The organism is Actinomadura rudentiformis (assembly GCF_008923185.1).
Classification (GTDB): Bacteria; Actinomycetota; Actinomycetes; order Streptosporangiales; family Streptosporangiaceae; genus Spirillospora; species Spirillospora rudentiformis.
Window position 1 is genome coordinate 190,570 of sequence record NZ_WBMT01000009.1, and the last position, 14,041, is coordinate 204,610.

General features: G+C 71.5%; 14 protein-coding genes. 7 read left to right on the forward strand and 7 right to left on the reverse strand.

What is annotated here, in order from left to right; all coding sequences use genetic code 11:
- Position 1: 1 nt before the first annotated feature.
- The gene (locus F8566_RS20590) at positions 2-3,529 is read left to right on the forward strand and encodes a DNA polymerase III subunit alpha (protein ID WP_225993353.1); all 3,528 of its coding nucleotides are present in this window, start codon (positions 2-4) and stop codon (positions 3,527-3,529) included.
- A 19-nt stretch (positions 3,530-3,548) separates the two neighbouring features.
- Here the strand turns inward: F8566_RS20590 and F8566_RS20595 are convergent, their stop codons facing one another.
- From F8566_RS20595 to F8566_RS20610, 4 genes are all read right to left on the reverse strand, one after another.
- Positions 3,549-4,235: a DUF4328 domain-containing protein gene (locus tag F8566_RS20595; RefSeq protein WP_151562216.1), complete on the reverse strand. Its 687-nt coding sequence runs from the start codon at positions 4,233-4,235 to the stop codon at positions 3,549-3,551.
- A gap of 104 nt (positions 4,236-4,339) precedes the next feature.
- A complete protein-coding gene (locus tag F8566_RS20600; RefSeq protein ID WP_225993354.1) occupies positions 4,340-4,702 on the reverse strand; it encodes a hypothetical protein in 363 nt (120 codons plus the stop codon).
- Positions 4,703-4,783: 81 nt separating this feature from the next.
- On the reverse strand, positions 4,784-5,437 hold the full coding sequence (locus tag F8566_RS20605; RefSeq protein ID WP_151562218.1) for a response regulator: 654 nt from the start codon (positions 5,435-5,437) through the stop codon (positions 4,784-4,786).
- Positions 5,434-6,654, reverse strand: a complete 1,221-nt coding sequence (locus tag F8566_RS20610; RefSeq protein ID WP_151562220.1) for a sensor histidine kinase — start codon at positions 6,652-6,654, stop codon at positions 5,434-5,436. The genes F8566_RS20605 and F8566_RS20610 overlap by 4 nt, the downstream gene beginning before the upstream one ends.
- A 119-nt stretch (positions 6,655-6,773) precedes the next feature.
- Here F8566_RS20610 and F8566_RS50000 point away from each other — a divergent pair, with 119 nt between their 5' ends.
- From F8566_RS50000 to F8566_RS20630, 5 genes are all read left to right on the forward strand, one after another.
- On the forward strand, positions 6,774-6,947 hold the full coding sequence (locus F8566_RS50000; protein WP_192809780.1) for a hypothetical protein: 174 nt from the start codon (positions 6,774-6,776) through the stop codon (positions 6,945-6,947).
- A complete protein-coding gene (locus F8566_RS20615) occupies positions 6,944-7,627 on the forward strand; it encodes an ABC transporter ATP-binding protein (protein WP_151562221.1) in 684 nt (227 codons plus the stop codon). Before F8566_RS50000 ends, F8566_RS20615 begins: the two co-directional genes overlap by 4 nt.
- A complete protein-coding gene (locus F8566_RS20620) occupies positions 7,627-9,618 on the forward strand; it encodes an ABC transporter permease family protein (protein WP_151562223.1) in 1,992 nt (663 codons plus the stop codon). The genes F8566_RS20615 and F8566_RS20620 overlap by 1 nt, the downstream gene beginning before the upstream one ends.
- 93 nt (positions 9,619-9,711) lie before the next feature.
- Positions 9,712-10,200 carry a GNAT family N-acetyltransferase gene (locus F8566_RS20625; protein ID WP_151562226.1) on the forward strand — a complete coding sequence of 163 codons (489 nt, stop codon included), beginning with the start codon at positions 9,712-9,714 and terminating at the stop codon, positions 10,198-10,200.
- Positions 10,201-10,360: 160 nt separating this feature from the next.
- Entirely contained in the window at positions 10,361-10,585 is a 225-nt protein-coding gene (locus F8566_RS20630; protein ID WP_151562228.1) for a hypothetical protein, read from the forward strand.
- Between the two features lie 3 nt (positions 10,586-10,588).
- On the opposite strand, the gene F8566_RS20635 is transcribed toward F8566_RS20630, so the two are convergent.
- Positions 10,589-11,521, reverse strand: coding sequence for a serine hydrolase (locus tag F8566_RS20635; protein ID WP_151562230.1), 933 nt, complete (start codon positions 11,519-11,521; stop codon positions 10,589-10,591).
- Positions 11,522-11,706: 185 nt separating this feature from the next.
- On the opposite strand from F8566_RS20635, the gene F8566_RS20640 reads away from it, so the two are divergent.
- A complete protein-coding gene (locus F8566_RS20640; RefSeq protein ID WP_151562232.1) occupies positions 11,707-12,513 on the forward strand; it encodes a methyltransferase domain-containing protein in 807 nt (268 codons plus the stop codon).
- 9 nt (positions 12,514-12,522) lie between these two features.
- Here F8566_RS20640 and F8566_RS20645 read toward each other — a convergent pair whose 3' ends face one another.
- Together F8566_RS20645 and F8566_RS20650 are read right to left on the reverse strand one after the other, a co-directional pair.
- Positions 12,523-13,101, reverse strand: coding sequence for a TIGR03086 family metal-binding protein (locus tag F8566_RS20645; RefSeq protein ID WP_151562234.1), 579 nt, complete (start codon positions 13,099-13,101; stop codon positions 12,523-12,525).
- 65 nt (positions 13,102-13,166) lie between these two features.
- Positions 13,167-13,955 (reverse strand): SDR family NAD(P)-dependent oxidoreductase, encoded by a 789-nt coding sequence (locus F8566_RS20650; RefSeq protein WP_151562236.1) that lies wholly within the window; start codon positions 13,953-13,955, stop codon positions 13,167-13,169.
- Between the last annotated feature and the right edge of the window lie 86 nt (positions 13,956-14,041).

The following is a 14,041-nucleotide window of genomic DNA, read 5'->3' on the forward strand; positions in this document are numbered from 1 at the left end:
CGTGCATCTGCATGTTGCCTCGGCCTATTCGCTGCGGTACGGCGTCGCGACGCCGCGGGCGCTGGCCGAACGAGCGGCCGAACTGGGCATGGGGAGCCTCGCACTGACCGACCGCGATGGTCTCTACGGGGCGGTCAAGCATGTCCAGGCCTGCCGTGCCGCCGGGATCGGCCCCATCCTCGGCGCCGATCTGACGATGCCCGGCGAACGGCGCGCCGTCGTGCTGGCGGTGGGCGGCACCGGGTGGCGGTCGTTGTGCCGCCTGGTGACCGCCGCCCACAGCGCTGTCCGGGGCAGTCCGGTCACGAGCCGCGAGCTGATCGGCGCGCACGCCGCGGGCCTGGTGGTCCTGCTCGGCCCGGCCTCGGATGTGGGGCAGGCCATCGCCGATCGCCTTCCGGACCTGGCAGCGCGGCGGCTCGCGGCCTGGCGGGAGAGCGCCGAGGTGGTGATCGAGATCGTTGACCACCACGGCGCGGGCGACGGCCACCGCGCCGCCCGGATGCTCGCTCTCGCCCGAGAGGCCGGGGTGCCGGCGGTCCTGGGCAACGCGGTGCGCTACCTGAGCCCCGGGGACCATCCGGTCGCGCAGGTGCTGGACGTGACCCGGCGCCTCGTACCGCTGCACCGGCGCCACCTCGACGACCAGACAGGCCAGGCCTACCTGAAGTCCGAGGCCGAGATGCGCCGGGTCGCGGAGCTGAGCTGCGGTCCCGGCGCGGCGCCGGGCGAGGTGGAGCGGCTGCTGGCGGACACCCGCGAGCTGGCCGAACGCTGCGTTCTCGACCCCGCCCGTGACCTCGGCATGGACCGGGTCCACCTGCCGGACGTGACGGGCGACCCGTACGAACGGCTCGTCGCCCGCTGCGAGGACGGCCTGGTGCGGCGCGACCTGACGCGGGGCGGTCCCGGGCGGGGCGGTCCCGGGCGGAGTTCGCGCCACACGGCGGCGGAGGTCAGGGCGCACCTCGACCACGAGCTGGGCATCATCAGGCGCAAGGGACTGGCCGCCTACTTCCTGACGGTCGCCGACGCCGCCGCGCTGATCCGGGAGCGCGGCATCCGGTGCGCGATCCGCGGGTCGGGGGCGGGCAGCCTGGTCAACTACCTGCTCGGCATCGGCGACCTGGATCCACTGCGGCACGACCTGGTGATGGAGCGGTTCCTGGCCGACAGCCGCCCCGGCCTGCCGGACATCGACCTGGACGTGGAGTCGGCGCGGCGGCTGGAGGCCTACCGGGCGCTCTTCGAACGCTTCGGCCAGAACAACGTCGCGTGCGTCTCGATGATGGAGACCTACCGCGCCCGCAGCGCCCTCCGCGACGTCGGCAACGCGGTCGGGCTCCCGCCGCACGAGATCGACGCGATCGCCAAGGCGTTCCCGCAGATCCAGGCCCGGCAGATCCGCGCCGCCCTGCACGAGCTGCCGGAGCTGCGGCAGAGCAACCTGGCCCAGGGGCATCTGGACGTGATCTTCAGGATCGCCGAACGGCTGGACGGGCTGCCCCGCCACATCGCGATGCACCCCTGCGGCGTCCTGCTGTCGAACGCGACGCTGCGGGACCGAACGGCCGTGGAGCAGAGCATGGCCGGATTCCCCATGAGCCAGTTCGACAAGGAGGACGTCGAGGCCATGGGCCTGCTCAAGCTCGACGTCATCGGGGTCCGCATGCAGTCGGCGATGGCGCACGCGGTGGCGGAGATCGCCCGCGTGACGGGGGAACACGTGGATCTGGAGGCCGTTCCGCATGACGATGGCCCCACGTACGAGATGATCCGGACCTCCCGGACCCTCGGCTGCTTCCAGATCGAGTCGCCGGGGCAGCGCGAGCTGGTCGGCAAGCTGCAGCCGCGCACCCTGGCCGATCTGGTGATCGACATCTCGCTGTTCCGGCCGGGGCCGGTGAACGCCGACATGGTCACCCCGTTCCTGGAGAGCAGGCATGGGCTGCGGCAGCCCGACTACCCGCACCCCGACCTGGTCCCGGTGCTCCAGGAGAGCCTCGGCGTGGTGGTCTTCCACGAGCAGGTGCTGCGCGTGCTCGACATCATGACCGGCTGCGGGCTCTCCGACGCCGAGGCGGCGCGGCGGAGCCTGGCCACCGAGGCCGGGCAGGAGCAGGTGTCGGAGTGGTTCCGGGAACTGGCCCTGGCGCGCGGCTACGACGAGCCCACGGTCGAACGGGTATGGCGGGTGCTCACGGCGTTCGGCGCGTTCGGCTTCTGCAAGGCGCACGCCGCCTCCTTCGCCCTGCCCACCTACCAGTCGGCGTGGCTCAAGCGGCACCACACGGCCGCGTTCTACGCCGGGGTGCTCACCCACGACCCCGGCATGTATCCCAAGCGGGCCATCCTTGACGACGCCCGGCACTTCGGCGTCCCGATCCTGCCGCTGGACGTGAACCGTTCCGCCGAGACGTGGCACGTCGAGCCGGTCTCGCAAGGCGCCAGCACGGCGGCGGAGCCGCCCCCTTCGCGCTGTGGGGGGTTGTCCCCCCTCGAGAAACACTGCGCCAGCACGGCGGCGGAGCCGCCTCCTGCGCACTGCGGGGGGTGTGGGGGGTCGTCCCCTTGCGAGAAGAACTGCACGGCCGGGATCAGGGTGGCGTTGAACGAGGTGAAGGGGATCAGCCGGGCCGAGGTGGAACGCATCGTCGGGGAACGCGACGTCCGGCCCTACTCCTCCTTGCGCGACTTCTGGCGGCGTGCCCGCGTCTCCCGGCCGATCGCCGAACGTCTGGTCATGGCGGGCGCCTTCGACGACCTGGCCGGCGAAGGGGTGTCGCGGCGCGATCTGCTGTGCCGGCTGGGCGCGTTGGACCGGGCCACCGTGGCGGCGGCGCGAGTGATCGAGGGGCAGCTGCCGCTGGACTGCGACGAGTTCGGCCAGTTCGTCGAAAAGATCCCCGCCGGGGAGCTGCCCGAGATGACGCCGGCCGAGATGGTCGAGGCCGAGCTCGCGATCCTCGGCATGGACGTGAGCCGGCATGTGCTGAGCTTCTACGACGGGCTGCTCGACGCGCTCGGCGTCGTCCGCGCCCGGGACCTGCCTGGGCGGCCGGCGGGCGCCGAGGTGCTGGTGGCGGGGGTCAAGGTCGCCACCCAGACCCCGGCGGTACGGTCCGGGCAGCGCGTCATCTTCGCCACGGTGGACGACGCGACCGGGCCGGTGGACGCCACGTTCTTCGAGTCGGTGCAGGACCGGTGCGCGGCGACCGTCTTCGGCTGCTGGCTGCTGGTGATCCGCGGCCGGGTGCGGCACCCGGGCATGCGGGCGGTCACGCTCAACGCCACCGCCTGCTGGGACCTGGTGAGCCTGTACGAGGAGTGGCGCCGGGGCGGATTGCCCGCCGTGCGGCACTTGATGGCGGCCGCGGACCGGGTGGGGACCGGGCCCCGGGCGGGGAGCCGGATCATCTACGCCAACGGCTTCGCGATGTCCCCGTATGCCGACATCGGGCATGCGGGCGGCGCCGTCAAGCGGCCGCCCGGCCGTCTCTGGCATGCGAGCGGCGGCAGCTCAGGTTGATCCCAGTGGTCTCGGGGGTTCAGTGCAGAACGGGGGAACGCACCTGGAGCCGGGTGATCTGGAACACGTTGATCATGCACAGGGCGGCGGCCAGGGCCTGGAAGGCGGCCGCCGCCACCCCCAGATGCACCGAGTAGCGGGCGTCCGCCAGCGTGTTGACGCTGCTGCCCGCGAACAGCTTGGCGAGGCCGATGCCCAGGAGCACGCACGCCCACCAGCCGGCCACGATCAGGCCGACCGCGTGCCGTTCGGCCGTCCGGTAGCGGCCGCTGCTGACCCAGATGTCGTAGACCAGCCGCGGCGGTATCCACAGGTTGACCACGGGGAGGACCCAGCCGAAGACCACCCAGGCCTGGCGGTGCCGGTGCGGCCCGGCCGACTGCCGGTAGGCCCGCCACAACCAGCCGAGATACAGCAGGCCGGTGATCACAGCCATGGCCCCGCAGATCAGGAAGACGTCCGCGTAGGGACCGAGCGCCTTGCCGGTCGTGGCCGGATCATAGGTGTCGTGGGTGGCGTCGTGCAGCGGGTTGATCAGGCGCAGCAGGCTGATGCCGGAGCCGAGCGCGATGAACGCGTTGAAGCCGAGCAACATGAACACGGCGATGCCCACGGCCCGGAAGTCCCGGCGACGCGCCCACGCCCCGCAGGCCGGGCAGCGTGCGACCTCGGCCGGGATGATGTCGCCGCACAGAGCACACGGCATTGCCCGCACCTCCGAGACCCTGTTTCCGGGACGACTTGCCCTCCGTTGCCAGGGATACTACGTAGCTTTGCCGTGCCTTGACCAACGGCGGTCCGGCGATCCGTTCAAAGGATCATGCTGGTGGTGATCATCGTGGCGGCGGCGGTGAGCGCGAGCCAGGCCGCCAGGCGCCGCAGGTCGCCCCGCAGAACGAGGCGTTCGGGCCGCCCCCGGGTCACCAGGATCAGCGCCCACCACTCGGCGGCGACCGCGATCGAGAGGTACAGGAAACCGAAGCCCAGAATCGAGGGGAACAGCACCACCGCCGGCAGGGTCAGGACGTGCGCGAGCAGGGCGAGGCGGCGGGTGTAGCCGGACAGGCCGCGGCACAGCCCGCCGGCCACCGCGCCCCAGCCGGCGGCCGAGAGGACCCACACCGCCAGCACCGTGGCGGGGTATTCGTTGAGCAATCCGACGCCGTTCAGCAAGCCGGGGCCTTCGGCGCCGTGCGAGTTCCTTCGGCGATCGGTGTGCGCGACCCCTCAGCGGGCTCAGCGGACTCAGCGGGCTCAGCGGGCAAGGCCGGATTCCCAGGCCCAGGCGGCGACCTCCACGCGGTTGCGGGCCGACAGCTTGCGCTGGACGCTGCCGAGATGGGTCTTGACCGTGGAGAGCGACACGAAGAGCTCCGCGGCGATCTCCTCGTTCGTCCGGCCGCGCGCGACGAGCCGGACGACGTCCAGCTCGCGTTCGGTGAGCGGTTCGCGGGGCGGGGAGGAAGCGGCGGCCACGGGGGGCTTGGCGAGGTTCTCCAAGAGCCGGACGGTGATCGAGGGGGAGACCAGGGCCTCGCCGTTGGCCGCCGCTCGCACCGCCTCGACCAGGAGCGCGGGACCGCTGTCCTTGAGCAGAAAGCCCGCCGCGCCACCGCGCAGCGCTCCGTACACGTACTCGTCCATGTCGAACGTCGTGACGATGACCACCCGCAGCGGGTCGGCCACGTCCGGCCCGGCCAGCAGGCGGGTCGCCGCCAGCCCGTCCATCTTGGGCATCCGGATGTCGAACAGGCAGACGTCGGGCCGCAGCCGCCGGGCCAGCTCGACCGCCTCGGCGCCGTCGGCGGCCTCGCCGACCACCTCCAGATCGGGCTGCGAATCGATGATCATCCGGAACCCGGTCCGGACCATCTCCTGGTCGTCGGCGATGAGTACGCGGATGGTCACGGTCCCGATTGTGGCAGGTGATCGGGATCGGGGAGCACCGCCACGACCTCCCAGCCGCCCTCGGGGCGCGGACCGGCGTGGATGCGTCCGCCAAGAGCCTCGACGCGTTCCCCCAGCCCGACCAGGCCGAAGCCGCCCGACGGCAGCCGCCGGCGGGCGGACTGGGACGTTCCCCGGCCGTTGTCGCGGACGGTCACCTGGACGCCCTCGTGGGTGCGCCAGACGCCGACCCGGACGGCCGTGGCGTCGGCGGCGTACTTGCGCGCGTTCGTCAGCGCCTCCTGGACGATCCGGTGCACCGACGTGGCCACCTCGGGCGCCAGCACCCCCAGCTCATCGGAGATCTCCAGGGTGGCGGGCGGGTCCTTGAACGCGACGACGAGCTCCTCCACCTGGGTCAGGCCGCCGACCGGCCGGGTCTTGGACTGGCCCGTCGCGTCGGTGTCGGGGCCGGTGTGCTGGGCCTCGCGCAGCAGGCCGACCATCCGGCGCATGGAGGTGAGCGCCTCGGTGCCCGCCTTCTCGATGCCCGCGAACATCGTGTCGAGCTGCTCGGGATCCTGCGCCGCGCCCGACCCCGCCGTGAACCGGGCCGCCTGCGCCTGGACCACGATGCCGGTGATGTGATGGGCGACGAAGTCGTGCAGGTCGCGGGCCAGTTCGAGGCGTTCGTCGCGGCGCGCCGCCACCAGCGCGCGGGCCCGGCGCGCGTCGATCGCGCGCAGCCACAGCCCGGCGCCGATCGCGATCGCCACCAGGACCGTCAGCGGCGCGGAGAAGAACAGCAGGCTGATCGCCGAGCCGCGCAGCGGCATGACCACGACCGCGCCGCCGACCAGGACGGTCATCGGGAGGAGGCGTTCGCGCGGCTGCTGCCAGATCACCCGGACGACCATCACGAGCAGCCCAGACCCCTCCAGCAGCATGCTCGGGTTGTCGACCACCGGCTTGGCCAGCGCCGCGTACACCGTCATCAGGACCGACATGGACGCCGCGGCCAGGGTCCATGCCAGGAACCGCTTGGTCGTCAGGGCCGCCCAGGCGGAGACCGCGGCGAGGAAGATCAGTCCGAGGTACACCGAAAGCGCGCCATCGCTGGTGGCGGCGGCGACCAGGCACAGCAACAGGAAGAGCAGCGCGAGCGCGCCGGCTGTGCCGCGTACGAGGCAGCCGCCCAGCGATGTGATGCGGTCCAGCCGCGCGCCCGGATCAGTCATGACACCGCAGGCTACGACCCTGGCCGGACCTGCGTATCGACCATTCGGCCGATCTCGGCGTGTCAGGACCGGCCCTGTGTCCGATGTGGCTGACCTGGCCGTTCCCACACGCTTGAGACATGAACGCCATGTACCTGGTCTACGTCCCGATCGCCGTCCTCTTCGCCGTCTTCGTCGTCTACGCAGGCCTGATCATGCCCGCCAAGGACATCTCGGCGTCGTGGCGCGACCGCCAAGAGCCACGCGGCCCGGATCGGCCGGCGTGCGACGACCCTCGAAAGGCTGCAGCGTGAGCGAGCTCGTTCTCTCCGGACACGGCCTGGTCAAGCGGTTCGGGCCGACCGTCGCCCTCGGCGGGGTGGACCTCGCGGTCGCCGCCGGCGAAGCCGTGGCGATCATGGGCCCGAGCGGCTCCGGCAAGTCCACCCTGCTGCACTGCCTGGCCGGGATCATGAAGCCGGACGCGGGGGAGGTGCTCCTGCTCGGGCAGCGCATCGACTCGCTCGGGGAGCGCCGCCGCAGCGAGCTGCGCCGCACCCGGTTCGGCTTCGTGTTCCAGTTCGGCCAGCTGCTGCCGGAGCTGCCCGCCGAGGAGAACGTGGCGCTGCCGCTCATGCTCGGCGGCGTCGCGCGCGGCGAGGCCGTCCGGGCGGCCCGCGGCTGGTTCGGGCCGCTCGGGCTCGCCGGGCTGGAGGGCCGGCGGCCGGGCGAGCTGTCCGGCGGCCAGGCCCAGCGGGTCGCGATCGCCCGTGCCCTGGTGTCCAAGCCCGCGGTCGTCTTCGCCGACGAGCCCACCGGGGCCCTCGACCAGAACACCGGCCACGAGACGATGCGGCTGCTGGTCGAGGCGACCAAGCACAACGGCGCCTCGCTGGTGGTGGTGACGCACGACCCCAATGTGGCGCGCTGGTGCGACCGCACGGTCGAGGTCCGTGACGGGCAGTTGCTCGTACCCGCCGGCGGTGTCGTGTGATGCGCACGACCCTCGAACTCGCCTGGCGGCTGCTGCGTGGCGGCGGCCGCCGGGGCCTGCTGGGCTCGCTGCTCACACTGGCCGCGGTCGCCGTCTCCACCGGATTGCTGCTCTTCGCGGTCGGCGCGAACCACGCCTTCTCGCAGCGGGCCGACGCCGACGCGTGGCGGCATCCCGCCACGATGGCGGGTGGCGCCGCGACCGCCGTCCAGGCGCTGGACACCGACTATGTCCGCGGCACGCCGATCACGATCGTCGACCTCGCCGCCACGGGCGGGTCGGCGAGCCGGCAGGCCCCGGTGCCGCCGGGGATGAAGGCGTTCCCCAAGCCGGGCGATCTCTGGGTCTCGCCCGCGCTCGCCGACATGATCAAGAAGCTGCCCGCCGACCAGCTGGCGAAGCGGTTCCGCGCCGGGGCGCCCACCGGGATCCTGGGGGACGAGGCGCTCGTCCATCCCGGCGAGCTGGTCGCGGTGGCCGGTCACAAACCGGCCGACCCGGCCATGACCGTCGAACGGAACGACACGACGGGCTCGGAGACCACCGCGTCCCCGGCGCCGATCGATCACTACGCCACCGGCGCGGTGTCGACGATCCCGCAGGTCTACCAGATACTCGCGATCATCGCGTCGGTGCTGATGGTCGTACCGCTGCTGGTCTTCGGCGGCGCCGCCGCACGCCTCACGGTCGCCCGGCGCGACCAGCGGCTCGCCGCGCTGCGCCTGGTCGGCGCCACCCCCGGGCAGGTCGTCGCGATCACCGCGGCGGAGGCGGTGCTGACCGCGGCTGCGGGCGCGGTCGCCGGAGCGCTGCTGTACGCGGCGGCGATCCCCGCGCTCACGCAGATCACGATCGGCGGGGGCACCTGGTTCGCCGGCGACCTGTGGCCAGGGCTGCTGCCGCTCGCCGCCGTGCTCGTCGCGGTGCCCTTGCTGGTCGGCGTCAGCGCCATCGTGGGCCTGCGCCGCGTGGTCGTCAGCCCGCTCGGGGTGGCCAAGCGGGAGACGCCGCCCGGCATGAAGGCGATCCGGCTGGCCGTGTTCGGCGCCATCGTCGTCGCCTTCGGGATGATCAGTGGGAATCTCCTGTCGATGGGCAAGACGGGCGCCGTCCTCCTCGTGGTCTTCCTCGCGCTCGGCTTCCTTTCGATCAACCTGGTGGGGCCCTGGGTGGTCGCGCTGATCGGCCGCGTCACGGCCGGCACGGCCCGCGGGCCTGCCCGGCTGCTGGCGGGCCGCCGCCTGATCGACGACCCGCGCTCCGCGTGGCGGACGGTCGCCGGGGTGGCGCTGACCGGGTTCGTCGCGGGCTTCCTCTCCTTGATGAATCCCGCCGCGATGCCGGGCGCCGATGCCAAGGACCGGATGGAGCTCACCGTCGCGAAGGCGCGGGCCGCCGCCGTGGCGGACCAGGCCAGGGAACGGCTGGCCGGCATCCCGGCCAAGGTGACGGTGGGCGGGGCCGGATCCGATGACTACTCCCGGACGGTGGAGATCACGGTGCCCGGCGGCGACGCCGCGGTCGACCGGGCCCGCACGGCGCTGCACGGCGTCGTCCCCGGCACGTCCCCCACGCCCCCGGCGGGCTCGGGAGCGGAGCTCTACCTGCTGGCGGACCTGCGTACCGGCGCGCTCACGGTCCTGGTGGTGTCGTTCCTCATCGCCATCACCAGCGCGGGCATCACCGGCGCATCGGCCGTGCTCGACCGCAGGCAGACGTACGCGATGTTGCGCCTGGCCGGCACGCCGCTGGAGGTGCTCGACCGGGCGCGGCGCCAGGAGACCTTGATCCCGCTCGCCGTCATGGGCGGCGGGTCGCTGCTGACCGGGTTGTTCTTCGCCTCTCCGTTCGCGGTGGGATTCGGGTTCTCGGGCGCGCTGACGCTGGTCGCGTTCGTCGTGCTCGGGTTCGCCGGGATCATCGGCGCCGGCGCGCTGAGCCGCCCGCTGCTGCGCTCGGTCACCGCCGACCCGGCACCACGCCCGGACTGAGGACGGCGACGCGTTCGTCCGGGCGGGGCTTCAGGGGAGGTCCCGACCGAAATTGCGTCGCGTTCGCGCTACTGGGACCGGCATGCTGACGGCATGGAGATCCGGGAGGCGAAGGCCGTGGACTGGCCGGCGATCTGGCCGTTCCTGCGCGAGATCGTCGCCGCCGGTGACACGTTCACCTGGCCACGCGACATCGGCGAGGAGCGCGCCCGCTCGTTCTGGATGAAGGAGCCGCCCGGCCGTACGGTCGTCGCGGTCGACAGCGAGGGCGCCGTGCTCGGCACGGCCAACATGAACCCCAACCACATGGGACCCGCCTCGCACATCGCGAGCGCCAGCTTCATGGTCGCGCCCGAGCACGCGGGCCGGGGTGTGGGCCGGGCGCTGGGGGAGCACGTCATGGACTGGGCGCGGGCCGAGGGGTATCGCGCGATGCAGTTCAACGCCGTGGTGGAGACCAACGAGCGTGCCGTGCGCCTATGGCGTTCCCTCGGCATGGAGGTCGTGGCGACCCTGAAGGAAGGGTTCTGTCACCCGACCAAGGGTTATGTCGGCCTCCACATCATGTATCGCCTCCTCTGAACGAACGCGCGTTCGAAAAAATGTCAGAGGTGAGGCGTAAGTTCGCAGCGTGACATGGGGGACTCCGGGGAATATCCATCGAACCAGTGAGCTTGTTCGGTGCGTACCTCCGGGTATCCCGACCGGTGCTCAGCCGGTGAAGCAGGAAGGGGTAGCTGCAGTGAGCGAAGCCGCGTTCCATCACCTTTCCCGCCCTAGGCTGGACGGGCCCGCAGAGCGGACCCTCGTCGAGCCGTGGCTTACCCACACCCCCACGAATCTGGCCCTTAACACCTATATGGATGTCGCCGAGCCCGAGGTGACCGTCGCCGCGCTCGCTCCGGTCGAGCCTCTGCCGGTGTACGTCCCGGTGACGCCCCGTCGCGTGGCGGCGCTGGCCGCATAGCGCCTACCCGTCGCCCTTGCCGGGGCGCACGGCCCTTGCCGCGAGGGTGGCGACGCGTTCGACCGTCGCCACCCCGGCCGACAGCGAGGGATGGCCGGCTGAGATGACGGCGACCAGACAGTCGTGGTCGCCGCCGCTGATCCGGCCGATGCTGTTGACCGTCCAGGCGCCGCCGTCCACCTGGCGAGGCAACCAGCCGTTCTTGAGCGCGACCGTCTCGGCCCGCTCCGCGGCCGCGCTGACGCCCCAGGCCTGGTCGTCCACGACGCCCTCCATCAGGCTCAGCACGTACCTACGGTGCTGTGCAGTGAGCGGGCTCTTCTTCGAGGTCAGCGCGCCGAGCAGCCGGACCTGGTCGGCGGCGCTCGTCGTCGTCGAGCCCCACGCCCCGCCAGGCCCGGCGGTGGTCTGCTTGAGCCCGAGCTTGCGGTTGGCCTTGTCCAGCCCGCTCCCGCCGCCGATCGAGTTCCACAACGCCGACGCCGCGCCGTTGTCGCTGTGCCGGATCATCTGGGCGGCGAGCGACCTCTCGTACCGGCTGAGCCGACGTTCGGCGCGCTGCACCTGGAGCAGGAGCGCCATCAGGATGTCGACCTTGACGATGCTGGCCGTCGCCGTCCGGACCTTGCTCCCGTAGGAGTACGCGGCACCCGTCTCCAGATCCCGGACCGCCACCGACACCCGCCCTGGCCGATCGTCCAGATACTTCTTGATCGCTCGTGACGTCCGTGCCCGCTCCCGCCCCGGCACCGGCGCCGGAGCGGCGGCCGGCGCAGGTGCGGGCATGACCGTCGGCGCAGGTCCGGCGGTGGCCGGTGCCCGCGGCGTCGAGGCCATCGGCGCGCTGCCGGGCTGTTCGTCCACGGTCAGACCCACCATCGCGATCGTGGTGACGGCGGCGACACCTGTGCGCAGCGTGGCATGCCGGAATCCCATGCCGCCCGAGGCTGATCAGTCAACCTGGAGGCCCCATGACCCCATCCTGAAAGTCGTGTTTCCTCCGCAGGACCCGATGTCGACATCTCGTATGGCAAGACGTAGTTCTCAAACTATGAGAAGCATGTCTATGGTGAACGGGTCGGACCATGGCGACGGCGCCATGAGGGAGAGAGGTGTCTTCGATGTCGGCACAGGGGACCTACACGCATGGCTTCCACAAGTCCGTGCTGAGCTCGCACACCTGGCGCACCGTGGAGAATTCCGCGGCCTACCTGATCGAGCACCTGAGCGCCGGAGCCTCGGTCCTGGACATCGGTTGCGGCCCGGGGACCATCACCGCGGACCTGGCTGAACGGGTGGCGCCCGGCCGCGTCACCGCCGTCGACGCGTCGGGCGAGGTACTGGAGCAGGCGGCGCGCGAGGCCGCCGGACGCGGCGTGGACACCGTCGACTTCTTCGTGGAAGACGTGCACGCTCTGAGCTTCGCCGACGACACGTTCGACATCGTGCACGCCCACCAGGTCCTGCAACATGTGGCCGACCCGGTCCAGGCGCTGCGCGAGATGCGGCGCGTCTGCAAACCGGGCGGCGTCGTCGCGGCGCGGGACGCCGACTTCGGCGGCTTCATCTGGCATCCGAGCCCGCCCGGCATGGACGAGTGGATGCCGATCTACTACAAGACCGCACGCGGCAACGGCGGTGAACCCGATGCGGGCCGCCGCCTGATGTCATGGGCGCGCGAAGCGGGCTTCGCCGACGTCACCGCGACCGCCTCCGTCTGGTGCTACTCCACGCCCGAAGAACGCGAGTGGTGGAGCGAGTCCTGGGGCGGCCGCCTGCTGCACTCCTCCGTCGCCCACCACGCCATCGCCGGAGGCCATGCCACCCGCGACGACCTGCAGCGCGTCTACACCGGCTGGAAGGCCTGGGCCGCCGCCGAAGACGGCTGGTTCGCCGTCCCCCACGGCGAGATCATCTGCCGCCCCTGAGCCCGTAGGTCAGGACGCGTGCCAGGCGGGGTCCCGGCCGGTCAGGCCGACGAGGCGGTCGAGGGCCGGGGCATCGGCGGGCACATCGACGGGAGGGCCGAACGGGCCGTCGCTCGAATCCCCCAGCGGGGACTGGGACAGGAAGGCCAGACAGGCCTCGATCGCCTCCGGCGCGCTCTCGTACGGCTGCCCGGTGGCCTGGGCGACGTCCCAGCCGTGCACGACGACCTCGTTCAACGCCACGAGCCCGGCCACCTGGCCCGGCAGATCGATCCCGCCGGCCTGGGTCATCCCTTCCCACGCGTCCGGCTTGCGCCACGCCCCGGCGAGCCCGGCGAGCCGCTGCGGGAGGCTCTCCCGCCAGTCACCCGGCAGGCGTGAGGCGTCGCCGGACGGGCCCTGCGGCCCGCCGGGCAGCGTGTCCTTCGCGGCGGCGACGGTGAACGCCAGCGACAGCCCGTTGATGTGGTCGACCAGGTCTCCCAGCGTGTACGCGGGACACGGCGTAGGCAGCGTGAGCTGGTCGTCGGTCACGTTCACGAGAAGTTCGGCGAGCCGCTCGGTGGCGGGTCCGAGATCCGGCGTCATGGACGTCTCCTCATCCGATCGGTGCGTTGACGTGTAGACCAGCCGGCGCCTGGAAAGTCATCGGTTCAGTGGTTCCGCGTGGTGGGCGGCAGATATTTCCGGGTGAGGTCGTCGAGCCGGGCGGCGGCGGCCTTGTCGTCGGGCAGAGTGATGCGCCTGCCTTCGACGAAGGCCGTCAACGCTTCGGTGGGCGGCGTGTCGATCAGGGGGACGATCGGGGCGATGCTCTGGCCGACGGATTTGCCGAACCTCTTCATCGAAAGCATGTGAGCCGCGTCCGCCGCGTCGTAGTCGCCGGAGAGGCCCGTGGCCGTCATTCCAGGGTGGAACAGCACGTAGCTGATGCTGGGATGGCTTCCGGCGTAGGACTCTCCCAGCAGGTCGTTCAGCTTGCCGCCTTGGAACATCGCCGAGACTCCGTTGTAGTCCTCGGAGAATTCCAGATCGTTCCAGCGAACGAGGGAGAGGTCGGCACCCGGGCCTGCCACGTTCATGATGACAGGGCGTTCAGACGCCTCCAGTTGCGCGGCGAGGCTGTGGGAGAGGAGATAACGGCTCAGGTAGAAGAGCGCGAAGTTCTCCTCGATGCCTTCGGCGGTCTCGTACCGGCGTGAACGGAAGTGGCGGGCGCACAGGATGAGCGCGTCGATGACGGGAAACCTTGCTTGGAGTTCCTCGACTGCCTTCCTGGTCTCGCCGACGAGGCTCAGGTCGGCTCGGATGAAGACCGCGCGTTCATCGGCTTTGGCGGCGTTCCGCCCGACGATGACGACCGTGTCGCCCCGGTCCAGGTAGGTGCGGGCGAGGCCCCGGCCGATGCCGTCGGTCCCGCCAGTGATCACGATCGTCTTCAACGGAGGGCTCCCTGAATAGACTGGTGAGTCCAATTTAGGAGACTCGACAGTCTTGGGCAAGCGAGACCAATTGACTGGACTTGCGA